Source organism: Actinomadura sp. NPDC049753 (genome assembly GCF_040674655.1).
Taxonomy (GTDB): Bacteria; Actinomycetota; Actinomycetes; order Streptosporangiales; family Streptosporangiaceae; genus Spirillospora; species Spirillospora verrucosospora.
Genome location: NZ_JBFARL010000002.1, coordinates 104,109 through 127,074 on the forward strand (window position 1 = coordinate 104,109; position 22,966 = coordinate 127,074).

Genomic DNA, 22,966 nt, shown 5'->3' on the forward strand with positions numbered 1-22,966 from the left:
TGACGACGAGCCGATCCTGACACCACCCCGGGCGGGCTAGTCGTCGGGGCATTCGAGGGTGGCTTCGTCATAGGTGCAGGGCAGTGGGGAGTTGCCGTTCGGTGTGTCCATCTCCTGAGCGTTAGCAAACCTTGCGACCTCTTTGTCGGTGAGGGCGCCGCTGAGGATCCAGACATCGTCGATCAGGCCGGAGAAGTACTCGCGGTTGGCGTGGTCATCGGCGGATTGGCCGTCGGCCAACCGGCGGCCGACCTGCACCGGGCCGATCGCGTTGAAAGCGATCACATCGCTCTTGGCCGAGCTGTTATTGGCACTGGCGTCAACGGTGCCGTTGACGTAGAGCGTCATGGTGCCGGTGGCAGCCTCGTAGGTCAGCGCCAGATGGTCGGGGCCGGAGTTGGTGCAGATGTTGCAGGACTGCCCGTGAAAAGCCGTGAGCCGGACTGGGTCGTCGCCGTCCTTGTCGGGCATCTCGATCTCCCACCTGCTGATGTACTCATCGGCGGGATCGTCGCGGTCGGGATCCCAGTCAGGGTTCTTGGCTGCACGGGGGTTGAACCGGACGGTGAAGGCGCTCTGCTTGGTCCCGGCGGCGGAGAACACAGTCATGGGGACGGTCGGCTTTGCCGCATCGACCCAGCCGGCGATGGTGAAGCTGCCGTCGGTGCGGACGACCGGGTCGGCCTGCGCCCATTCGCCGCCGCTGGTGCGTGCGCCGTCCAGGGCCAGACATTGCCCGGTCAGCTGGACGCAGGTTTCCTCGTCGGTTTTGATCTCGGCGCCGCCGTTCAGGGTGAGGGTGTGGCCTGCGCCCGAGTCGTCGGGAACCGCGACGTCGGTGCCTGCGGGGCTGTTGAGCCGCCACCGTGCATGGACGGTGGGCCGGTACCATCCGGCCACGCTGGACGGTGTCACGGCTCGGTCGAACACGCGGACGTCGTCGATCTCGCCGTTGAAGTACTCCCCTGGGCTGCCTGCGGTCAGGGTTCGGCCTATGGCGAATTTGCCGCGGCTGGTGGTCCAGGTGCTCATGTCCGCCGCAGCGGGAGTGTCCTGGGCTTTGCCGTTGACGTACAGGGTTAGGTTCTTGGCGGTGGCATCGTGGATGGCGACCAGATGCACCCATTGGCCGACTCGGGCCTGATCGTTCGACAGCGCGGTGGCCACGGTGGCGTCGTTGCCGTCTTTGGTGCGCACGACAGCGGCCCATTTGTTGGTCCAGCCAGCCTGGCCGCGAGAACCGCCCACGTATTTGAGCTGGAAGGCGGACCCGCTCAGACCGTCCTGGCTCAGGACGGTCTGGTAGCCCTCGTCCTTGGTGTGAGCTTGGCCCACACCGACACCGAGAAGCTCTTGGCAGGATTGATTAGTGGCACGCCCATCTCGGCGTAGCCGAGACTGTTGGGATCGTTGTCAAAGTTGAGCTTCAGGGAGGCCGAGTCGGCACGGGCGGGGGTACCGGTGGTGTAGTCGGTGCCGACTAGCTTGGCGGTGTTCACCGAGGTGAACTTCCAGAGCTGGCGGTCAGTGCCGTCACAGCTCCACTGGACGATGGTGGCGTTATTGTCCATGGACCCGCCGAGCACATCGATACAACGACCGCTCCGCTTGGACACCAACTCGAAGCCGTCGCCGCGCGCCTTCTTGGTCCAGATCTGGTTGGTGGTGTCGTAACAACCCCACTGCCATACCTGCGCACCATCACCGTCGGCACCGACATCGGCGCACTTGTTGCTGTTGACGTTGACGAGCTTATAGTCGTCCCCGCCCATGGGATCTAGCCGCCATCGCTGACTCAGCCCGCCATCGCACTCGTACTGAACCGTCTTCCCGGTCGGCCCGTTCTCTACCGACCGGCCATTCACATCGAAGCACTTGCCGGAATGGGCGGCGACGAGACTGTAGGTGTTGTTGACCGAGGTGATCTTCCATAGTTGGTGCTCGCTGCCGTCGCAGCCCCACTGGACGATGGTGGCGTTATTGTCCATGGACCCGCCGAGCACATCGATACAACGACCGCTCCGCTTGGACACCAACTCGAAGCCGCCGTCACGCTTCTTCTTGGTCCAGATCTGGTTGGTGGTGTCGTAACAACCCCACTGCCATACCTGCGCACCATCACCGTCGGCACCGACATCGGCGCACTTGTTGCTGTTGACGTTGACGACCTTATAGTCGTCCCCGCCTATCGGGTTCAACCGCCACCGCTGACTCAACCCATCGTCGCACTCGTACTGGACCGTCTTACCGGTCGGCCCGTTCTCCAGACTGCGCCCGCTGACGTCGAAGCACTTGCCGGAGAGTGCCGAGACGATCTGGAAGGTGTCGCTGCCGGTGATCTCGTTGAGCAGGACGTGGGAGCCGGCGGGGTCATCGAGTTTCCAGTGCGCCTCTTCGGCCGCCATGTTGCGAATGCGGAACTGGTAGGTGGGGGCGCTGCCTTGCCTGCCAGCCCGATCGACCGCCCACACGTCCATCTTCCAGTCGCCCTTGACGTCGGGGATCTTGGAGAAGGTGCATTGTGTCGCGGTGCAGCCCGCCGACGGTGAGGTGCCCAGGTTCTTCCACTGGATCGGCTCGGCGGCGCGGCCAGGCGGAGTGAACTGCATGCCGAACTTGGCCAGTGGTTCGCTATCGGCAGCCGCAGTGACGGTGAAGTCACCGGACTGGCCAACACCGTCATGTTCGGCGCCGTCGTTGGGGTACTTAGTGGAGGTGATGGTCGGTGGCTTGGGGTTGGCGTCGTCGTAGACGAACCAGCACTTGTGTCCCTGCCCGCCAGCGGTGGTGGCGACATCGGTCCACACGCCGACACCCTGCCAATGCTGCCAGTTATCGTCTTCCAAGCCGTCCTTGAAGTCGTGCCCACGCACCATCCAGGCGATCGGAACGTTCTTGGGGATACCGCGGGAGGTCGCCAGATTGGACAGCGACTTGGTGAAGGTGGTGCCGGAGTTCCCTCCACCGGAAGTCAGGGGGGCGGAGTCGGGGCCGAGCCCGCCGGCGCCGATGCGCCACTGGAAGTTGGCGCCGTTGGCGTCGCCCCAGCCGACCAGCCACTCGGCCTGGACGCGGTCGCTGCTCTGCGGGTCGGTGATCTTTGCCGACAGGGTCGGCCAGACCCGCACGTACGGCTTACTGGCGTCGTTGGCGCCGCACGGGTAGTAGCCGCCCTCGGCCTGCAACTGCACGTTCGTCGGGGCCTTGGGCGGAAGGTTGTACAGCACGCGCAGCACCGCGTCGTTGTTGAACCGTTTCCAATAAGCGGTCGAGCTCTCGCTGCCGGCCTTCATCCCCAACCACAGGGTGCCATTGCCACTGGCGGCGCCCTGTACCTCCTCCTTCAACCGGGCATCCTGGAAGACCACGGTGTTGTTGGCGCAACCGACGCCCTCGTTGCCGTAGTTGAAGCTCTTCTCCGCTACCTTGCGCTGCCAGAAACCCGAAGCGTTCTGGGTCCCCCAACTGGTCGAGCCGCTGACAGCCTTGGTCTTCCACAGTTCGGCTTCGGCCGGAGTGCAGTTGTAGGCACCGGTCTGATACGGCTTGAACTCCACTGCGAGGACGTTGGTCTTCAGAACCGCCGACGGCAGCGTGAACTTGTAGAACAGCCGCTTGGTGATGGTCCCGCCGCACTGACCGCCCATGTAGGGGTCACTGTCGGAGCAGTACCCCATCCCCTCGTCCTCCCAGGAGGAGTCGCTGTACTTGGTCGACACCATGACCGCGGCCGACTCCCCCGGTCCTTGCCAATCGGGATCGATATAGACCGGGAACTTGGTGGTCGCGCCGGTCAGCAGCGCCTGATCCGGTGTCAGCTTCAGCATTCCGCTGCTGACCTCGGTCTTCACCACCGCTCGCTGTACTCCCTCCGCCGGCTCCTCGCTGGGCTCGGCCTGCGCCGACGACCGCCTGGGCACTGAAGAGGACGACGAGGGGGATGTCGAAGGCGTGGGCGAGGCCGTTGTGCTGGACGACGGAGCGGGCGTCGGCAGTGGCTCCCCGTTCTCGGCGGGCTGCCCGGAGGAGTCCCACATGAAGGGCTCAGCGGCCCGAAAGACGGTTCCGCCGGCCGCCTCGTCGATGGCGGTCAGACCACCGGCTCCATCTTGCTGTACCTTCAGGCGGTCCGCCGTCAGCTTGAGCTGTAGTTCCTTCAACTCTGGTCGCTGGGCGGCCGCGGCGGTCTTCACCACCAGCACATGGCGGAACCCGTCCCCGACCGCCCGGAGCACCAGGTCTACATCCGGCAATACATTCTGATAAGTCGCCGTATCACCATCGATGAGCGGGACCGGCAAGCGTCCATAAGGCCACGTCAAGGCCAGTTCCCGGCCCGCGCGGGTCATCCGTGCGAACGGGCCGTCCCCGCCTCCCGAGAACGTCAGGCCCACGGTCGTTGCTCCAGGCACCAATTCGCCGTTACTCCGGCGAGTCAGTTTAGTGTCGACCGGCACCCACCTGCCCTCCCTCAGGGTGCGAACAGGCCGGGAACTCATCGTGGCCTCAAGACCGCCATCGGGCAGCGCACGCACTTCCCGCTGCGCACCGGTGAGCGACGAAACTACAACCGGCTGGTCCCATTTTTTCGCGGCGGCTACGGCCTCATCCTGGGACACCACCGACACGGGAGCCTCGTCCGCCTGCGCCATGGGCCCGAAACTGAACGGCACTGCTTGCAGCAGCGAGAACGCAAGCGCAACGGCCAACGCACCCGCACCTCGGCGAAAACGAGTCGAGAAGACGTATCTACCCTTACGGGCACTGTCAAGGCCAAGACAGGACCAAAGGCCCACACATGCCCCCGGGGGATATAAGTCCACCATAAAGTCGCCTTAATTTAACCCGGCGGATGATCTACGGGAAGAGACGCACGCAAGGGTGGATTGTGATTCAGATCACAGCGAGAGAGGGTACTCCAGCGGGCCTCGATGAGCGTCTTGACTCCATTTATCAATGAATGCCACTTCAAGCAATCAAAGAAGCACTGAGAGTGCTATCGATGCTTCGCGCTCACCGGAGGGCGCCTCGCAAGGCTGAGGGGTCACGGCAGGTCACAGCCGCGAGGTAGCGGCCACCGCCGCTCCAGGCACCTTGCTGGCAAGGGCACCTGATACCTGGCCACCAACCCGCCTCGCCCAGACGAACGACCCGACGCCGCCTTCGAGAGGCGACAGCCCCGTCTAGCTACCAAACCGGCTACGGCGAGAACACTCCGGACCGTCACCCATCCGGCCGACTCGATCACAGATCGTGCGCCAGAGTCAGAGTTCGCGTCGTTGACAGAGCAGGCGCTGACGGGACCATCCCCGCGCGGGGATGGTCCCGACCGGTGGAGTCTGGCGTTGTTGAGCCGGACTTGCTCCACGTGCACGCGGGGTTGGTCCACCGTACAGCTGGTGTTGGCGCGCGGGAGGTGTTCTTCCCGCGCGAGCGGGGATGGCCCGTTCCGCGTCCGGATCCGACTTGCCGCGATACTTTCTCCGCGCGAGCGGAGGTGGTCCGTCCTCGTCGATCTCGCCGTTCCAGTCCCACAGGTTCTCTCGGCGGGAGTGGAGGTGGTCTGGTGCACTTCAACACCTCTGGCAACACGAAAACCGGGCTCCATGCGTCGGCACAGAGTGACACGGAGAGCGCCGCTCTGATACGCGAACTCCGGACCTCTAATCCGCATGGTGTCGACCTGCCGGGAGCCCGCTCGCCGGCATCCGTGTCCGTCCGGTACTCAACTCCATCGACACATTCCAAGAGCGACTGGCGCTGCAGCGGTCCGGCCACCGACTATGATCTCGTTCGTCGTCGAGCACCATCGCCCAGATTGTGGGGAGCCGCAGGGGAGCCAATTGGGGAGCCACCGTAGGTGAACTCCCCCGGACCCGCCGCGACTCCCCCAGGGAAATTTCGCAGGTGAGGGGCTCCCCGATCGACTTCCACCGACCTTGATCGACAGGCCTTCCGTGCCACCGGTCAAGAAGTCACTAGCAGGCCTGTGGATGTCCTGGTCGGCCGCACCGCCGCCCCTTCCTGGTCGGATTGGCTGCGTGCCTCCATCCTGGCCTCGAGATCGTGCGGTGAGACCGCGCCGGCGCCTACGCCGAAGGCATTTCAAGGAGCGCAGCCTCAATGCGTGTTTGAGAAGGGTCTCGTTATCCGTGGACGCAACCGCGCATGCGGGATAATTTTCCGCTCTGGCGACTGGTCGCTCGCTGAAACACCCCGCAAAGCTCACGTGCCTGTAGACAAGCCCAGCCCGGAGGAACGTCTCCTGCACGGTGTTCTCGGCGTCCTCGATCGAACCGAGCATCCTGTAGGAGTGCACGTGAAATTCCCGCCAGTGCCACTCCGCCTCACGGACGCCGGCTCGTCGACCTCGCTCAGCCCGGTCACGCGCCCAGCTCCTCCAACCGCTTGTCCGCACTCATTACGTTGTCCTTCCGCCCCGCGTGTCCTGTCATAGGTGGGACGGTCGCGGGGCGAAAACTCATCACCAGGGCCGGTCGGCACGGCTGAGCGTTTTCCGGGGGACCGCAGGGCGGGACGCGGGGCGGCGCTCACCGCGTCGGAAGACCGTGATCCGGCGAAAGAAATCGCGCTCGTCGCGGCTCCATCGGCGTGAGTCAGGGCTGGGAGTACCTCGCGCAGGCATCAGGCATCGGCTCGTTGGGCACGAATCTCTTCCACGAGCTGGCGGGAAGCGGACCGAATCTCGTACAGATGCTGCGGACCGGGTCGACGTGCAGGGCGGGGTCCCAGAACCGCACCGTGTGGTCATCACTGGAACTGGCGAGCGTCCTCGCGTCCGGGCTGAACGCCAGCGCGTCGATTCGGCCGGTGTGGCCGGTGAGTGGCGCACCGAGCCGGTGGACGGTCCGCGGGTCCCACAGCCGGATCGCGTTGTCGGGGTCGGCGCCGGCGCTGGCCAGGAGCCGCCCGTCCGGGCTGAAGGCCAGCGCTCGCACGCCCCCGTCGGACGCGCGAACCGGCGCGGCGACTGGGCGGCGGGTATGCAGGTCCCAGAACTGCAGGGTGCCGTCGTCCGCGCCGATGACGAGTAACCGACCGTCCGGGCTGAACACAGCCGTGCGAGCCCTACTGCGCTTTCCGGCCGTCAGTGTGGTCATGGGACGACCGGTGCGCGGATCCCACAGCCGAACGGTGCCGTTTCCTTCGGTGCTGACGAGCAGGCGGCCGTCCGGGCTGAGACCTCCCCATGTCGGAACGTACTTGTGACCGCGTGGAGGCACCCCGAGCAGGTACTTCGGCGGGTCTACGCTCCACACCCTCGTCTGCCAACCGTTCGCGACGCCCAGGAACCGGCTGTCAGGGCTGAAGGTCAACTGGGTGACCATATCCTCCCAACCGCCCCATGCACGGATCCGGCGTCCGGTCCCGCGGTCCCACAGGATGGTCTTACTGTCGTAGTCGCCGCTGGCGATCTTGGCGCCGTCAGGGCTGACGGCCAACGCTGTGACCATGACCTTGTGGCCGGTCAGCGGTTTTCCGGCACGGTAGCCGGTCCGGGTGTCCCACAGATTCACGGTGCCGTCGCTGGCGCCAGTGACGAGAGTCCTGCCGTCCGCGGCGAAGGTCAGCCCTCCGACGACGGCGCGGTAGCTGGTGAGCGTCGTGTCCGACGAGCGCCGAGACAGGGCGTCCATGAACCGGATCGTCGTGTCGACGCCACCAGTCGCCAGTCGCCTGCCGTCCGGGCTGAACGCCACCGCCTGGACGAGACCCGGGTAGTAGGACTCGGTGTACCGGTCACCTGTGTGGCCGGTCTGCGAAGTTCCGGTCATGCGGCCGCTGCCCGGGTCCCACAGGCGCACCGTGCCGTTGCCGTCGGTGGTGGCGAGGCGGCGGCCGTCCGGGCTGAACGCGACCGCAGTCACCTCGTCGATATGGCCCGTGAGCGGCCTTCCGACCGCGCGGCCGCTCCCCGGATCCCAGAGCCGGACAACGCCGTCATAGCCCGCGGTGGCCAGCCAGCGGCCGTCCGGGCTGAACGCGATCGCCCTGACGGCGGAACCGTGCTTGACTCTTCGGAGGAAGCGACCGGTGCCGGGATCCCACAGCCGTGCCGTGCCGTCGTTCCCGCTGGCCGCGACCATTCGGCCGTCCGGGCTGAAGGCCACCGAGCTCAACCCCTCCGGGAAGCTGTAGGCGAACAGGCCCTGGGGGCGGACGGCGGGATCCCGCAACGGTGCGCCGACCACACGGCCGGTCTTCGGATCCCAGAGCTCGACCTTGCCTTCCTGGCTCGCGGTGGCCACGCGCCGGCCGTCAGGGCTGAAGGCCACTCCGGTGACCCATGCGCCGGCCCTGGCCGTCGGCCGACCGGTCGAGCTGCCGGTCTTCGGATCCCAGAAACGGACCGCGTTCCCCGCTCCCCCAGTGGCGACGACCCGGCCGTCCGGACTGAACGCGACTCCGTAGATCTGGCCGCCAACGCTCATCGGCCGGCCGACGGGGCCGCCGGTCACCGGGTCCCACAGCCGCAGTGTCGTGTCGGTGCCCGCGCTGGCGAGCAGTCGGCTGTCCGGGCTGAACGCCAGCGCGTGCACCGGTCCGGTGTGGCCCACCAGGGTCGTACGCTGCTGGTCTAGAAGGGACGTGATGGCCCTGCCGGCCTCGGGCGTGGGGGACACGCGCCAGGCGGCGGCTGCGAGTTGCCGCGCCACGACGGGCTCGGCGGCGAGGCTCTGGGCAGCGAGCTGGCGGGACAGGGCAATGGAGTGCTGGCGTTCGGCGTTGCGGGCGTTCCGGCCGGCCATGCCGGCCGCCCCGATGGCCGCGGCGGCGAGGAGTACGAGGCCGACGGCGGTGCCGCGGCGGAGCCTGGCCGACCACCGCGCCGCCCGGCCGCTGCTTGCGAGGAACTCCGCGGCCACGGCGGGGAGCGGCGGGTAGCGCTCCTGGTCCTCGGCCCAGCGAGACGCCGCCTGCCGGGCCGTCGCCAGTTGGAGGCCGCGGTACAGGTACGACCCGTTGTCCTCATGGTCACGCCAGACTCTGGCGTCGTCGAGGAGCTGGCCGCGCAGGGCGTGATCGGCGATGTCCGCGTCCAGCCAATGGCGCAGCCGCGGCCACGCGCGGAGCAGGGCGTCATGGGAGATCTGGACGTTCTCGCTGTCGACGACGACGAGCCGCCGGCGGGCGAAGACCTCCAGTATCCGGTCGATGCCGGCGTCTTCTGATCCGCCCTGCGCGCTCCGGAGGGCGGTTCGCGCCAGGGGGCGGCGACTCAGGTGGCCGTCGGAGGAGACGGCGGTCAGGTTCTGGAACACCTGGCGGGCGAGCTTCTGCTGCTCGCGGGTGAGCTCCGCGAAGGCGGTCTCGGCGCTGGTGGCCACGGCCCGGGACACGCCTCCCGTGCGGGCATGGCCGCGGCTGGTGAGCCGATCGCCCTCGCGGTTCTCCCAAATCGTGAGCATGGTCTGCGAGAGCAGCGGCAGGACGCCCGGGCCGAAGCGCCCCGCGGGCGTGCTCAGTTCGCCGAGGATGGTGTCGACCAGTCCGGGCTCGATGCTCAGACCGGCGGCGTCGGCGGGGCCGTTGATGGCGTGCCGCAGTTCGGCGGCCGACATCGGGCCAACGACGAAAAGACCGGCTTGGATCGCGGCGGCCAGCCGGGAGTCTTCGGAGCACCGATCGATGAAGTCGCCTCGGACCGCGATCACGACCATGGCGGCGGGGACGCCGCCGGGGCCCGCCGGCGCGGTCGCGGCCGTGTGCAGGGCCGTGATGAACGCCGCCCGTTCCGCCTCGGCCTGCTCGCGTCCGCCGTCCCCGGTGTCGAGGCGGAAGAGCTCTTCGAACTGGTCGATGATCAGAATGAGCTTGCGGCCGGCCGCCGCGGGACCGGGCAGGTCGCGGCGGAGGGCGTCGGCCTCAACGGCCTGGCCGATCAGCAGGTGGGCCTGGTCGGGGTGGTCGGTGAGGCTGCGCAGCACCGCGGGAGCACCAAGACCTGCCAGTCCGGCCAGGGTGGTGGCGAGTCTCTCCAATGGGGGGCCGGCCAGCCCGTCGACGAGGCGCTGGGGCCAGTCGCGGGCCGCTTCCGACAGCTCGCCCTCGCTGATCGCCGGAAGCAGTCCCGCGCGCAGCAAGGATGACTTGCCCGCGCCGGACGCGCCCGTCACCACCAGCGGCCCGGCGGCGACCGGCCGCCGCGCCAAGGCGCTGACGATCCGGGTGGTGAGCATCTCCCGCCCGTAGAAGATCGGGGCATCGCTCTGGTGAAAGGGCAGCAGCCCCCGGTACGGGGCGTCGCCGCTCCATCCAGGCCGTGCGGAAGAGGTCTCGTCTCCCGTTCGGGTGCGCTGCTCGATCACCTCGACCAGGCCCATCAGCCGCCGGGTGTCGACAGCCTGACGGTATCCGAGGTCCACCGCGGCCTGCAGTTCAATGCTCTGCTGGTCGAGGCCCTCGCGGATCATCCCCAGCTGGACGCGCAGGTCGCCCAGCAGGAAGGCGAACTCGGTGAACTCCTCGCCCAGCGTGGCCAGCCCGGCGGCGAGCCGCGCCTGCAGATCGTGGTCTCCGGCGCGGATCGCGGCCTCGATCGCGGCACCGACCACGCCGACCTCGCGCAGCACCCGGGCGAGATCGTCCCGGAGTTCCTCCGCCCTCTCCCCACCGTCCTCAAGGATCTGCTGGATCCGGCGCTCCAGCTCCGTCTCCAGATCCTCGCGCGACGGCTCCTCCTCGGTGTCCGCGAGCCGCGCTAACCCATCCTTCACCACATCGGTCAGCACGTTCCCGCCGACCGCCGTGACCGCGCCGACCCCTGCTGCCGTCACCGCCGCCGCACCCAGCCCCGATGTCAGCAGCGGCCCGAAAGCTCCTGCCGACAACACCGCCAGCAGCACCGGGGAGGATAAGCGGCGCCCCGTGTCCCCTGTCGTCCGCGCCAACTGGACGACCCGCGCCCGCACCCCCTCGCGCATCAGATGCCGCTGGTCGTCCCCAAGCCCCGTCGTCCCCACTTCGCGAGTATCGCCCACCGGACATGGCAGCGGACGCCGCATCGGTGAACGGCTCGATGCGGTCAAGCGCCCTACCGACGGCCAGGCGACAACGATTCGGCGAGACCCGCATTGGGTACGGCGAGCGCCTCCTCTACGGCTTCGCCTCACCGTTCGACCAGCATGAAGTCTGCCGCGACCAGCGAGGCCACCAGGTGCCCCCTAGCAGTCTGGATCGCGAAGTCGATCCCGGTCGATTTCGCCAGCCCCGCTTGCGCGGCCAGCAGTTCTGTCAGCCGGTGAACCCTGAAGCCTTCCGGGTTGGATGAAAGCCCGGTTTACCTGGCGCCGGTCGGCGCTGGTGTGTTGATGGAACGGTAGTAGGCGATCTCGTACTCGAGGGGTGGAACATCGCCGATCGCGGTGTGTGGTCGGGGCGCTGGTTGTACCGGCCGACCCCTCAGACGATGGCGTACTCGACCTGGTCGCGGGTGCGCCAGGTGTGGCGGTGGATCGGCTCGGTCTTGAAGGTGGCGTTCAGCGACTCGGCGATCGTGTTGTCGTACAAATCGGCGACCGAGCCGACCAAGGCGGTCACGCCGAGGTCGGCCAGCCGGGTGGTGTAGCGGAAGCTGACGTATTGGCAGCCCCTGTCGGAGTGATGGATCAGAGTGCCCGGTTGACCCGGCCGTTCGCGGTAGCGTTCCCACAGCGCCATTTCCAGCGCGTCCAGCGGCAGGTCGGTACGCAGGTGATCGGCCAGTTGCCAACCCACGATGCGGCGGGAGAAGGCGTCCAGTACGAACGCCACGTACACCCAGCCCTCCCACGCGCGCACATACGTGATGTCCACCGGCCACAACCGAGCCGGCCGGTCTGCAGTGAACTGCCGGTTGACCAGGTCGGGGGCGCGGTGCCGTCTGGTCCGGAGTGGTGGTGCGCCGCGGTCGCGGCGGTGTACCACCTGCAGGCCGCGGGCGCGCATCAGCCGTTCCACCGTGCACCGCGCCACCTGCACGCCCTGGCGGCGCAGCTGCTTGTGCCCCCCGGTAGGCGCCGTGGCGCGCCGACGACCACGTTCACTTGCCCGGTGCGCTGGGTGACCGCCGGTCTCATAGGGCGGCGAAGACTTGGACTTCTATATCGGCTGGGATCGCTTCGAGAAACTTCTGCTCGCGTTTGCGCGCGGCACCCTCGGGCTTCGGGATGTCAACTTCCGTCGGTACGGCGTTCCCGGTTAGGCGCAGCACGGCACGAGTTTGCCCGCCGCGAGCCAGGCGGCCTCTACATCGTTATCCAGTGCAAGGCTTTACGGGAACCTGCTCGGCGAAGGTCCGGCGCAGGTGTCGTCGCCGCACCGGAACCGGTGAATCCGCAGATGGACTCAGCACCTTCTGCCGACCGACCGCCGTGTCGGATAGGCGCCCTCGTAGTGGCTGTGCCTGCGCTGCGACCACGTTCCGCACGCCGGGCATCAGGACTTCCTCGCCCACGGCGTCCGTCTCCGAAAACAATGGCAGTCGGCGTGCTGCCTCCCAAACTCCATCGACACGCACGGACGAACGCCCACGTTCCATAGAGACAAAGGGCCTCGGACCGTGATCTTGATTCGATAGTAGAAGCCGCCCCAGGCGGGGATTCTGGGGAGCCGATCAGGGAGCCACCGTGGTCAGCCCCATCTGGACCCGCCACGACTTCCCCGGACGTTTTCGCAGGTGAGAGGCTCCCCGATCGACTTCCATCGACCTTGATCGACTGGTCTTCCGTGCCTGGGGGTCAAGGGGTCGTGGGTTCAAATCCCGCCGTCCCGACAAGAAGTACCAGCTCAAAGGCCGTTTCTCCACCACGGAGAACCGGCCTCTTGATCGTTAGTTAGCCGTTCGTTAGCGAACCCGGCCGCCTCCCCCGGCACTCGGACGGTTCACACAGGACCAGAAGAACAGGCAACGGCCCGCTCCAGCCCACCGGATGTTCACACGTCCCGGACCACCGCTCCCCCGTGATCGTCATTCGATCCGGAGCACCATCGACCACCAACGCCGGCATCCCGGGCCGCAGCACCGTCAGCCACAAGCGACGAGCCAACGCCCCGCCGCGAGTAGTAGGTTCGTCGGCCACCAGCCTCAGCGGCGTATCTAGCCGCCTCCAGGCCAGCCGACATGCGAATGACCTTGCATGGGAAGTCGCCGTGTTTCGCGATCCGGACGACCTGGGAGGTGGAGGCCGACACGTAGCAGGCATCGGCCACGTGCTGGGGACAGCCCGGTGGGACCAGGTCGCTTCCGGGAGGCGGCGGCATGCTGGTTTCTGTGGCCACGATCGCTACGCGGACCTCGGGCCCGTAGATCTTCGGCCGCCCCGACCGTTCGGCGTCCCGCCAGCCGTCCGGGCCCAGTGCGGCGAACCGTCCGCGCCACTTGCGCACCGTGTTCACGCTGACCTCGAACTCCCTGGCGATCGCACCATTGGCGAGTCCGTCCGCCGCCGCGAGGACGACCCGGGCCCGCAGCACCGCCCGCACTCGCACTTGGCCGAGGCCACCGTCCGCACCAGCCGCTCGCGGACCCGCGAATCGATCGCCACCGCCGCCGCCGTCCCCGCCCACCCTCCACAGCCAACGATCATGGCGGGCCGCTGCCGCACCCGGCAGGATGGGGCCGTGCCGAAGAACCCCCCGGAATCGATGCAGCACCACCTGCGCCAGCGTCTGAACCGCCACGCCCGCGCATGCTGGCCCCACGTGAACGCCATCACGGTCCGCTTCCGCACCGGATTTGCCTACGTGGCAGCCGAGTTGCCCGGCGAGCAGAGCCTGCCACTGTGCCGACTGCGTTTCACCGGCGTACTGCACACCTGGGGCTTCGCCCTCTACCTGGCAGGCAACGACAGCTATCGGGACAACATCCTGCCCAGCGGGCTACCGGCCGGCTCCCCGGAGGAAGCCCTCGACTGCGCGGGCCACATCTACCTCAACACACTCGCGCCCACCATCCGGGTGCCGGCAGGACTCGTCGTCCTCGTCGGTCCACCAGCCTCGGGCAAGACCAGCTTCGTTCGGGCACTGATCGCGCGCCAGCAGATCGACGCGGAAGCCGTGGTGTCCAGCGACGAGATCCGCACGGAGCTTTTCAGCACCTCACCCGCACAAGCGGAATACGACGCGGCGGACGCACGGATCTTCGAGGAACGTGACCGCCGGATCGTCGCCAGGCTCGCCGCCGGGCACAGCGCGGTCGCCGAGTCAACGAACGTTACGCCGCAGGCACGTGCACGACTCATCGCCATCGCCAGGCGCTTCAACGCCCCGGTGACCATGCTGCGATTCAACCGGGACGTCACCGACCTCCTCCAGCAGTACACCGAGCGAGGGCGTACTGACCTCACCGCCGCGGACGTCCGTGCCTACGCCGCCATCATGACCCGGGACGCCGGTGCCGACCAGCTCCGCTCCGAGGGCGCAACCAGCGTCCACGATGTCCCCGGACGTCGCCAAGCGGCCACGCCCGCCGAAGCCGCCGCGCGCTTCTCCTTCGTCTGACACACGCGACGTGTTCACACCTCCGACACCCCTCCACGAATTTCCGCGGACCAGCACTAGAGGCCAACGCGATCGATGGTCAGCGGACCACACGGGTCGGCCACGAAAAGCAGCAGGCCCCCGGTCGGAGTCCGTCACGAGGAGGTGAACCCAGCTGTGCCAGCACAACGGCAAGGCGAACACCGCCGCACGCACTGGCCACCTGGCCGAAGGCGGCATCGGCCACTGGCGCTGCTACTACTAGCAGAGGCGCCTATCGGGAAACAGAACGAGGATGGCGTCGTCGTGCCGGGTCAGGCCGATGACGTCCCGACCCCAGCGCACATCGACCGGAAGCGACTCACGGGCAATGATCCCGAGGACCACGTCGACGAGCCGGTCCTGCGGCAGGTGCAGGTTGTAGGGGCGCTCGACCAGGCCCTCGATGCTGGAGAGGCCGTACCGCACGCGGTCACCGCTGTGCCAGTTCAGGAAGCAGTAGTCCTGTTTCAGGAAGCCCGCCTCGGTGGCGGCATCGAGCACCCCGAGCCGGTCCAGCCCGTCGAGCGTCTACCAGTGGTAGACGACCGCTCGCGGAGCGCGGACGACGTGGTCGTTCCTTTCCAGGACGGTCACCGGTATGCCCTGCCGGGCGATGCCCAGCGCGTTCAGGATGCCGACCGGTCCGCCGCCGACGATGACCAGCGCGGCCTTGGTACTGCTCTCCACGTACAGTTCCTCTTTCCTCACGGGCGGACTCGGATCGGGCGGATGACGTCACGCATCGATGACCAGACCGGGTCCCAGGCCGCGGGAGCAGCAGATCATCATGGTCTCGTTCGCGGTCCGCTCCTCGTCGGACAGGATCGAGTCGCGGTGGTCGACCGCTCCCGCGAGCACCGCGGTCTCGCAGGTCCCGCACGTTCCCTCGCGGCAGGACGACACCACGGGGATCCCGTTCTCCTCCATCACCTGCAGGATCGACTTGCCGGCCGGGACGTCGAGCTCCCCGCCCGAACGGGCGAGCGTGACGCGGAAGGCCTGCCCGCCGCTCGTCAGAGCCTCCGCGTCCACCGGGGAGAACCGCTCAAGGTGCAGCGTCCCGCGCTTGCGATCGGCGAGGTGGTCCGCGATGGCGTCGAGCAGCCCGTGCGGACCACAGGCGTAGACGAGCTCGCCGTCCGTCAGGCCGGCGAGAACGGCTGCCACGTCGGGTGCTCCGAAGACGTCGTCCGGACGCACGTCGACCTGGTCGGGGAACCGCTCTGCGAGGTGCTCGGCCCAGGCCATCGAACCCTTGGTACGGCCCAGGTAGGTCAGCCTCCAAGGGGACCTCGGCCCGCTGCGCACTGCCGACCACGGGCAGCAGCGGCGTGATGCCGATGCCGCCTGCGACGAACCGGTACGACTTCGCCGGTGCGAGCGGGAAGTTATTGCGCGGCCCCTGGCAGGACAGCACGTCACCGACCCGCAGCTCGTCGTGGATGAACTGGCTGCCGCCCCCTCCGGCCGGTTCCCGGAGTACGCCGAGGCGGTAATGGCCAAGGTCGGCGGGGTCTGATGCCAGCGAGTACTGGCGCACCAGTCCGTTGGGCAGCAAGAGATCGATGTGGGCGCCCGGCTCCCACTCGGGGAGCGGACCAACCGCGCGGCCGTGAACATGCAGCCTGTGGGCGAGGTCGAGCTGGTCGCCGTGCTCCCCCCACGGGGAACGTGGCCGAAGACCATGTCATGGGCGAGCCTGGCGCCCCACACGCTCTTCGCCCCACCGATTTCCGCCCGGTTCCCCGGGCTGGGCAACCTGGTGCTCTCCGAGCTCGCCCACCACTCCAGTTCCCGTCCGGACATCCGCACCGTCAACCAGCAGTAGGCCGTGCTGGCCCAGGTCTCCGCCGGCCTCGGTGTGGCCGTCAGTGCCCGGGCCTCCACTACGACCGCCGTATGCCCGGTGGCCATCCGGCCGCTTTCGCAAGGACAGCGCACCTTGACCATGGAGCTGGTCTGGCCCAAGGAGCGCAAGCTCCCTGAGTCCGTTACCCGCTTCCTCACGTTTGCGCAAGAACAGCTGGGCTCCAGCGGCGAGCGACTCTGATGGCTCCCACGTGGATTCCGGCGGACTTCATCGCTCGGGTCTAGGGGCTGGACAGTCAGGGGAGCTCTCCTCGCTGACGGTGGGCAACGATTGCGGGACCGGGCGGGTGCCACCGGAGCTTCGCGATCGTGTGCGAGGTCGCGGATGTATGGCGTTCGGTGATCCAGCGGGCGGCGAGGAGGCCGGAGCCGCCGGGGAGGACGGCGGCGGCGATGATCGTGACGTTCAGGCCGAGGGTGTAAGCGAGGAGGCCGGCGACCAGGGCGCCGGCGGCGTAGCCGATGTCACGCCAGAACCGGTAGGTGCCCAGCGCGTTGGCGCGCCGACCCCACCTGGAGGTGGGGTGGGCGTGGTCGGAGACCACGGCGATGAGGGCCGGGTAGACCATGGCGGTGCTGAGGCCGAGCGCGACGGCCGACACGACTCCTGCCAGCAGCGCCCGCACATTGGTGGTCAGCCCGCCCCCTGACCGGCCGAGCCCGTGATCTGCGGGTTCGCTCCGCACGCCGCCCGGCGGCTCCTTTTGTTCTTCCCCTCTTTTCGCGCACCGGCGGCGTGCTGGTGCACGCCCCGTACCGCTCGGGCACGTCCTGCCACGGCGCACCGGTCCGGGTCCCCAGCCGGACGCGTCGTGCTTGTCGTAGCCGACGTGGTCGGTGACCCTTTCCGCTGACTCCGCCCGGTCCACCGCCGCAGCGGTCCATTCCGCCGAACACGGTTTCAACCTCTGCGCGGGTCTGTTCCCGGGGTCACGCCGGCCTCCTTCACAGTCATCTCGACGGCACGGCCGTCCGGATCGTGCAGCAGATGCCGGCCCGGATCCAGACCCGTCGTGCCGGACTCGGCGGCGAACCCGAGCCGCACGCGGCCGGTCGGCTCGCGTGCGCCCGCCGGGTACAGCTCGAACACCGCGCCGTCGTCCAGGACGGCGGCGAAGTGGTCCGGCCCGGTGCCATGCCGCTCGGGGCGCAGGTCCAGGCCGAGCCCGGCGTAGAACGCGCGGCACTCTTCCAACCTGCTGGTGTAGATCACGGTCAACGTGCTGTGCATGAGGTCCTTCCTGAGGCAGCCGCTGGTTGGATTGGAACCCGAGCGTCCGGAGCGGAGTGGGCGGGGCGGCCGCCCAATGGGGCCGCTGAATCGGAAGCGCCCGGCGGGCTACTGGACGAGAGGTGGGGGCCGCCCGTGGAGCATCCGGGTGAGAAGCCCTGGACGTTCCTGACCAACCATGCCCGTGTCCTGGTCGCGGTCGCCTGCAATCCCCACAGCCACGTCCGCGACATCGCCGACCGGATCGGCATCACCGAACGCGCTGTCCAGCGCATTCCGACCGAGCTGGAAAACCGGCGGGTACCTCACCCGCACCCGCACCGGGCGCCACACCAGCTACACCATCAACCCCGCCCAGCCGCTGGATGACCTGCCCTGGCCCGTCGGCGTACTGCTGAACCTGCTCACCGGTCCCCCACAGCGATCGGTCCTGACGGGTCGCAGAACAGGTCTCAGGTGGGCTCGGGGGCGGAGGCATGCGACCCCGCCAGCGGGTGAGCGGCGTCCGAATGCCGTGAGGGTGGCGGCACTGGCTCATCCCGGGGTTCAGTGCTGCTCGCTGTCCGGCAGGTCACCGCGGGCCTGCATCTCGCGCAATGCCTCGTCGGCAGCTGTGATCTCAGGGTGGTACTGCCGGTGCACCTTGTAGGTGCGGTCGAGCTCGATTTGGTGGTAGAGCCCGGTCGGCTCGCCGAAGCGGAAGTCACGAGGGAGGCGCTGTACGCCGTCGCGGTGCACGATCAGGATTGCGCGGTCGGTGGCCACGAACGTCGCCACCGGCACGGTGAAGATCCACCAACCGGTCTGCGCGATGAAGCCCGTCTGGATCTGCTCCCCTGGCTCCAAGTGCGGTGCGGCCCGCTTGGCGATCAGTTCGATCCGCCGTTCCCGATAGCCCATGACTTCCCTCCGAGGCGAGATGTGCCTGCATCGTAAGTGCCTGTTTTGAACCGGGAGCGTCGCTGATCGTCCCGGACGCGATGTCACCAGGCGGGCAGACGGCCGGACCGGCGAGGGCAATACTGAGTTGATGTCCGTCCCGATGAGCCCGCTTTCCTATCTGGTGTTTGGCCTCGCCTTCGTTGGCCTGGGCTGTTGGATGGCCCTGTTCAACGATCCGATGATGGTCCGCGGTCTTGGGGCGTTGTTCCTGCTGATAGGTGTGGGCATGGTGGCTGGTTGTATCTGGCTGCGCCGGTTGGGTGTGGGCTGGTTCCAGACCTGGTTCTAGCGTTCACCCGGTGGGTTCGATACGCAGGACGGCGGCGGTGTCGAGGATCTCGACGACTTCCAGGCTCATGGCGTTGTTGATGGTCGCGGCGGTTCCCTTGTCGCAGCTCAGCCGGACGTCGCCGCCCTGCGAGGAAACGCCGCCGCCACCGGAACAGCCCGAAATGCTGTAGCCCGACCCCGTCAGCGGCGCGACCATCTCGACCGCGCGGCCGGTGATCGCCGTCACCTCGATCGGCCCGAGGCCATACTTTCCCGGCACTGTCACAACGTCACCCACGGCGACCTTGATCTCGCACGTCCCATCAGCGCACGGCCCGGTCGGCGTGGGATCGGGTGCCTGTGACCCGGAACCGGATATGGCGGGCTGGCCCTTGGCGGGAGACCCGTTCGGGGAATCAGAGGAACAGGACGAGAGAGCGGCGAACCCGACAGCGACAACAACGGCGACGACGGCGGTCGATGACCTTCTTCGCATCATGGTCATTATGGAACCGCAGCGGTGCCGTAGGCGGTCGGCGAACGACGCACATCCTCGTCATCGGCACCCCGGTTCCGCAGGTTCCTCAACCCCCGGAGACGCGTGGGCCGACACCGCGCCCAAGACCATCAGCGGATGGCGCACCCGCGGCGAGCCCAAGGCTCTCCCATTCCCCGCCCCGCTTCCTGTACCGCAACTACTGGCCGTTGTCCGAGCTGGAGGACTGGACTGAGGGATATCGCGCCGAGCAGCAGGCCGGCACCTAGCTGGTCGGCATCGTGGGAACGAACAGGTGGCACGCCCGGTGCAGCCATCACCTCCCGTCCGGGCGCGGCAAGCGATCTGGGGCAATGTTCCTCCTCGGAACATTCGTTGCAGGAGGCGTGATCGCTGTCGCCTTCTGGGGTCCCCGGGAGCAGGCACAGCTGATTCTCCCGGTGTTCGCAACGCTGGCCGCAGCCGTCATCACCGGCTGGCTGTCGTCCCGCAGACCACGCGACTGACCGGAGGGAGCGCCTGCCCGGCCCTGAGGTGAGGTCGGAACTTTCTCAGCCCCGAGACCGTGCGAAGCTCGAACACGAAGGCGGCCCTGGACCGGGGGTGGTCCAGGACCGCAGCGAACACCATCAAGTGTCAGGGACCGGGGTCCACCCGCCCCCGCGCCGCCGGAAGCGCTCGCCCCGGGGCAGCAGGCTCGGCCGCCGCGTGCGCGGCGAGGAGGTCGAGGCGTCGCTGCCGGACGGTTCAGCCGGTCCTGCTGCCGAGCCGCCCTGAGACCCGGGTTGTTGTTGACCCGGGGGTGTCGCGCAGGGAGCTGTGAAGGGCCGCAACGCCCCAGAGCGCAGGGCGGGCGATGCAGCGGCTGTGGCCGGCTCATAAGCTGCGGCCATGACCGAGACCACGAACCCGACGCCCCGCGAGGCCTTGGAATTGCTGCTGGCCGGCAACCAGCGGTTCGTCGCGGGTACCGTCGAGCACCCAAACCAGGACGCCGCCCGCCGCAGCCAGGTCGCCCCGGCCCAGCAGCCCTTCGCGGTGCTGTTCGGGTGTTCCGATTCCCGGCTGGCGGCCGAGATCATCTTCGACCGGGGTCTTGGCGACCTGTTCGTGGTGCGTACCGCTGGCCAGGTGATGGGGCCGGAGGTACTGGGCAGCATCGAGTACGGTGTGGAACTTCTGGGCTGCCCGCTGGTGGTGGTGCTGGGTCACGACTCGTGCGGAGCGGTCGGCGCGGCGTGCGCCGCGCTGGAGGACGGCATGCCTCCGGCCGGGTACGTCCGGGATGTTGTCGAGCGAGTGACGCCCAGCGTGCTGGCCGCCCGCGCTGCCGGACGAGCCGAGCCGGAACAGATCCTGGCCGAGCACGTACGGCACACCGTCGACCTGCTGCTGGACCGCTCCCGGGCACTCGCCGACAAGGTCACCGCCGGGCAGGCCGCAGTGGTGGGCCTTCGCTACCGCCTGGCCGACGGCAACGCCGAGATCGTCGTAGCCCGCGGCCTGGACACTGCGATCTCCGCCGTGCCCTGACCGGGTCCCGACCACCGGGGCCCCCGGCCACCCGCAGTCCCGACCACCAGGGGCGCGGCGCCGGTCCCACATCTTGGGATCACGCGACGGCGGCGGGCCTGTGCTATGTGTTCGCGCGGCCGGTCGGCTCCGGGGACTGGACGAGGATCCGAGCCTGCCGGAACTCCTCGGCCGCGCCCTGCGGCTTGCGTACCGCGTCGGCCAGCCGGCCGCGGACCGCCATGGCCCGCATATGCGCCGCCTCCGGTTGCAAGGTGGCCAGATCGTCGAGCCGTCACGCGGCATCCTGACCAACCGCCTCACACCACCCGGTGACCTGCTGCAACGCCACCTCGTCGGCAGGGGCGAGGTGTTCGGCCTGGCAGCCAACGCACCGCCCGGCCCAGCCGTAACCGGCGCACGCGGCGTGCTCCACGGCAGTCATCACCTCCGCGCAATGGCGGCAATGGCACGCGGGAGGTACGCGGCCTTGATCCGACGTTCCGAGCGGCGTCGGTCGCGGTCGTCGCCCTAGGCGTCCTGCTCCCGAAGCTGGCCCCAGGTGCCAGGTGGGGAGATCAACGCAGGTCACGGACGGTGCATGCCACCCGCCCGCCGGGCAGGTTCCGGTCCGGACGCGCGGGATAGGTCCGGTTCCGGACGCGCCGACCCGGCTCGATAATCGAGCGTCCATCATGAGGACGAAGAACGACCCCGCAGGTCAAGAGCCGGTTCCGGCGGCTGTGCGGGGGCCCTGACGCTGGTTGGTTCGGACACTATGTGAAGTCGCCGGTTACACACCATTACTTTTGGTCGTATCGCGCGGACCCAAGTGGACCGCCGATAAGCGGTGACGGGCGGGCGACGGCCCGCCGCGGGGCGCAAACGGCGGAGTCCTCCCGACCAGCATGTTCGCGCACACGAAAGTCCGCCAGCGACACCCCACTGCCACCATCAACCCCCAGGACGCCTCCGCGGCCCGGCCCGGGAGCGTCGATCGCCGGGGTGGGAGGTGGTCTGCGACGGCCGAGCGTGGGAGGCCAAGCTTGTCGGCCCCGCCGCAACGGTCAGGGCGTGAAGTCGGCGGAGCGCCACGGCATCTCCTGGAGCAGCCAGGTGTTGCCGTCGGGGTCCGCGAACGGCACGAACAGCATGGCGCCCTCGTGCTCGTCGACCTCACCCACGTCGACGCCCTTCGCGGCGAGCTCGGTGCGGGTGGCGCGCGCGTCGGCGACCACCAGATGCAGGCTGCGCAATGAGCCCGGCGTCATCTCCGCGATGCCCGGGAGTCCGGTGCTCAACAAGATCGAGCACGCCGACCCCGGTGGGGTCAGTTGCACGACCCGCGTTCCCGCCACGGGTTCGACGTCCACGTCGACCGCGAACCCGAGCTTGTCGGCGTAGAAGGCCTTGGCGCGGTCCACGTCGGCGACCGGCACCGGTACGAGTTCGAACTTCATCTGCGTCATCACGCACACTCCAGGTGGAAAACAGATCAGGTGGCGGGAACGGAACGCCGGTAGATCAGGTGTGTCACCCCGGCGCCGACGATCACCTCGGGGTCTCCGAAGTCGACCGGCGCCGCCCCGACGCCGTCCAGCATGCGTACACCGCCGCCGAGCACGACCGGCACCAGGTCCAGCCGCAACTCGTTCAGCAACCCCAGGACCAGGGCCTGGCCGACCAGGCTCCCCGGGCCGACGCCGACATCGCGCGCGCCGGCGGCCGCGACCGCCTGCCGGACCGCCGACTCGAGGCCGTCGGTGACGAAGGTGAACGGGGTGACGGTATTCACCCAGCCCGCCGGTGGCCGGTGGGTCACCACGAACACGGGCACGTCCCCGATCGGATGCGACCCGCCCCATCCACCGGTCAGATCGAACTGGCCCCGGCCGACCACCAAGGCCCCGGTGCGCGCCATCGTGTCGCGCAGATAGCCCGCTGTCCCGGCCGAGGTGCGGTACGTGAGCCGGTCGGGTTGCGCCGACGGCGTCGCCACCTCCCCAGCGGTGCACCATGCGAACAGGCGGTCGAATCCCGAACCGCCCGGCCCCGCTATGAACCCGTCCAGAGACACCGATGCCTGCGCAACGACCTTGCCCATTTCGACTCCGCCTCGTCGA

At 68.3% G+C, this 22,966-nt stretch carries 20 protein-coding genes and 1 pseudogene; 5 read left to right on the top strand and 16 right to left on the bottom strand.

The window, feature by feature from the left end; translation table 11 throughout:
- Nucleotides 1-36 precede the first annotated feature (36 nt).
- The 5 genes from AB0K37_RS01160 to AB0K37_RS01180 all read right to left on the bottom strand — a co-directional run bounded on the left by AB0K37_RS01160 (nucleotide 37) and on the right by AB0K37_RS01180 (nucleotide 13,683).
- Nucleotides 37-1,335, bottom strand: coding sequence for a LamG domain-containing protein (locus tag AB0K37_RS01160; RefSeq protein ID WP_363972890.1), 1,299 nt, complete (start codon nucleotides 1,333-1,335; stop codon nucleotides 37-39).
- Nucleotides 1,290-4,709: an RICIN domain-containing protein gene (locus AB0K37_RS01165; protein ID WP_363972892.1), complete on the bottom strand. Its 3,420-nt coding sequence runs from the start codon at nucleotides 4,707-4,709 to the stop codon at nucleotides 1,290-1,292. Before AB0K37_RS01165 ends, AB0K37_RS01160 begins: the two co-directional genes overlap by 46 nt.
- A gap of 1,908 nt (nucleotides 4,710-6,617) precedes the next feature.
- Nucleotides 6,618-10,985 (bottom strand): WD40 repeat domain-containing protein, encoded by a 4,368-nt coding sequence (locus AB0K37_RS01170; protein ID WP_363972895.1) that lies wholly within the window; start codon nucleotides 10,983-10,985, stop codon nucleotides 6,618-6,620.
- Nucleotides 10,986-11,424: 439 nt separating this feature from the next.
- Nucleotides 11,425-11,997, bottom strand: coding sequence for an IS3 family transposase (locus AB0K37_RS01175; protein WP_363972960.1), 573 nt, complete (start codon nucleotides 11,995-11,997; stop codon nucleotides 11,425-11,427).
- A gap of 939 nt (nucleotides 11,998-12,936) precedes the next feature.
- Nucleotides 12,937-13,683 (bottom strand): helix-turn-helix domain-containing protein, encoded by a 747-nt coding sequence (locus AB0K37_RS01180; RefSeq protein WP_363972898.1) that lies wholly within the window; start codon nucleotides 13,681-13,683, stop codon nucleotides 12,937-12,939.
- Nucleotides 13,684-13,704: 21 nt separating this feature from the next.
- Here AB0K37_RS01180 and AB0K37_RS01185 point away from each other — a divergent pair, with 21 nt between their 5' ends.
- Nucleotides 13,705-14,502, top strand: coding sequence for an ATP-binding protein (locus AB0K37_RS01185; protein ID WP_363972901.1), 798 nt, complete (start codon nucleotides 13,705-13,707; stop codon nucleotides 14,500-14,502).
- A gap of 240 nt (nucleotides 14,503-14,742) precedes the next feature.
- On the opposite strand, the gene AB0K37_RS01190 is transcribed toward AB0K37_RS01185, so the two are convergent.
- From AB0K37_RS01190 to AB0K37_RS01205, 4 genes and pseudogenes are all read right to left on the bottom strand, one after another.
- The gene (locus AB0K37_RS01190; protein WP_363972904.1) at nucleotides 14,743-15,024 is read right to left on the bottom strand and encodes a hypothetical protein; all 282 of its coding nucleotides are present in this window, start codon (nucleotides 15,022-15,024) and stop codon (nucleotides 14,743-14,745) included.
- 27 nt (nucleotides 15,025-15,051) lie between these two features.
- Nucleotides 15,052-15,210 (bottom strand): FAD-dependent monooxygenase, encoded by a 159-nt coding sequence (locus AB0K37_RS01195; RefSeq protein ID WP_363972907.1) that lies wholly within the window; start codon nucleotides 15,208-15,210, stop codon nucleotides 15,052-15,054.
- A 48-nt stretch (nucleotides 15,211-15,258) separates the two neighbouring features.
- On the bottom strand, nucleotides 15,259-15,771 hold the full coding sequence (locus AB0K37_RS01200) for an iron-sulfur cluster-binding domain-containing protein (protein WP_363972909.1): 513 nt from the start codon (nucleotides 15,769-15,771) through the stop codon (nucleotides 15,259-15,261).
- 148 nt (nucleotides 15,772-15,919) lie between these two features.
- A pseudogene (locus AB0K37_RS01205) lies at nucleotides 15,920-16,147 on the bottom strand (FAD-binding oxidoreductase); the annotation flags it as partial.
- On the opposite strand from AB0K37_RS01205, the gene AB0K37_RS01210 reads away from it, so the two are divergent.
- A complete protein-coding gene (locus AB0K37_RS01210; RefSeq protein ID WP_363972912.1) occupies nucleotides 16,136-16,351 on the top strand; it encodes a hypothetical protein in 216 nt (71 codons plus the stop codon). The pseudogene AB0K37_RS01205 and the gene AB0K37_RS01210 overlap by 12 nt on opposite strands.
- Before the next feature lie 3 nt (nucleotides 16,352-16,354).
- Nucleotides 16,355-16,573, top strand: coding sequence for a hypothetical protein (locus AB0K37_RS01215; RefSeq protein WP_363972915.1), 219 nt, complete (start codon nucleotides 16,355-16,357; stop codon nucleotides 16,571-16,573).
- A gap of 55 nt (nucleotides 16,574-16,628) precedes the next feature.
- On the opposite strand, the gene AB0K37_RS01220 is transcribed toward AB0K37_RS01215, so the two are convergent.
- The 3 genes from AB0K37_RS01220 to AB0K37_RS01230 form a co-directional block, all read right to left on the bottom strand.
- A complete protein-coding gene (locus AB0K37_RS01220) occupies nucleotides 16,629-17,078 on the bottom strand; it encodes a hypothetical protein (RefSeq protein WP_363972918.1) in 450 nt (149 codons plus the stop codon).
- A gap of 215 nt (nucleotides 17,079-17,293) precedes the next feature.
- Nucleotides 17,294-17,623, bottom strand: coding sequence for a hypothetical protein (locus tag AB0K37_RS01225; RefSeq protein WP_363972920.1), 330 nt, complete (start codon nucleotides 17,621-17,623; stop codon nucleotides 17,294-17,296).
- Between the two features lie 546 nt (nucleotides 17,624-18,169).
- Entirely contained in the window at nucleotides 18,170-18,523 is a 354-nt protein-coding gene (locus tag AB0K37_RS01230) for a hypothetical protein (protein ID WP_363972922.1), read from the bottom strand.
- 130 nt (nucleotides 18,524-18,653) lie between these two features.
- Here AB0K37_RS01230 and AB0K37_RS01235 point away from each other — a divergent pair, with 130 nt between their 5' ends.
- Nucleotides 18,654-18,854: a hypothetical protein gene (locus AB0K37_RS01235; protein ID WP_363972925.1), complete on the top strand. Its 201-nt coding sequence runs from the start codon at nucleotides 18,654-18,656 to the stop codon at nucleotides 18,852-18,854.
- Between the two features lie 3 nt (nucleotides 18,855-18,857).
- Here the strand turns inward: AB0K37_RS01235 and AB0K37_RS01240 are convergent, their stop codons facing one another.
- Complete coding sequence (locus tag AB0K37_RS01240) at nucleotides 18,858-19,133, bottom strand: hypothetical protein (RefSeq protein WP_363972928.1); 276 nt, start codon at nucleotides 19,131-19,133, stop codon at nucleotides 18,858-18,860.
- A gap of 1,089 nt (nucleotides 19,134-20,222) precedes the next feature.
- Between AB0K37_RS01240 and AB0K37_RS01245 the strand changes: the two genes are divergently transcribed.
- The gene (locus tag AB0K37_RS01245; protein ID WP_363972931.1) at nucleotides 20,223-20,864 is read left to right on the top strand and encodes a carbonic anhydrase; all 642 of its coding nucleotides are present in this window, start codon (nucleotides 20,223-20,225) and stop codon (nucleotides 20,862-20,864) included.
- A gap of 103 nt (nucleotides 20,865-20,967) precedes the next feature.
- On the opposite strand, the gene AB0K37_RS01250 is transcribed toward AB0K37_RS01245, so the two are convergent.
- From AB0K37_RS01250 to AB0K37_RS01260, 3 genes are all read right to left on the bottom strand, one after another.
- Nucleotides 20,968-21,096, bottom strand: a complete 129-nt coding sequence (locus AB0K37_RS01250) for a hypothetical protein (protein WP_363972934.1) — start codon at nucleotides 21,094-21,096, stop codon at nucleotides 20,968-20,970.
- 814 nt (nucleotides 21,097-21,910) lie between these two features.
- Nucleotides 21,911-22,312 carry a VOC family protein gene (locus tag AB0K37_RS01255; protein WP_363972937.1) on the bottom strand — a complete coding sequence of 134 codons (402 nt, stop codon included), beginning with the start codon at nucleotides 22,310-22,312 and terminating at the stop codon, nucleotides 21,911-21,913.
- Nucleotides 22,313-22,338: 26 nt separating this feature from the next.
- Nucleotides 22,339-22,947, bottom strand: coding sequence for a dihydrofolate reductase family protein (locus AB0K37_RS01260; protein WP_363972940.1), 609 nt, complete (start codon nucleotides 22,945-22,947; stop codon nucleotides 22,339-22,341).
- Between the last annotated feature and the right edge of the window lie 19 nt (nucleotides 22,948-22,966).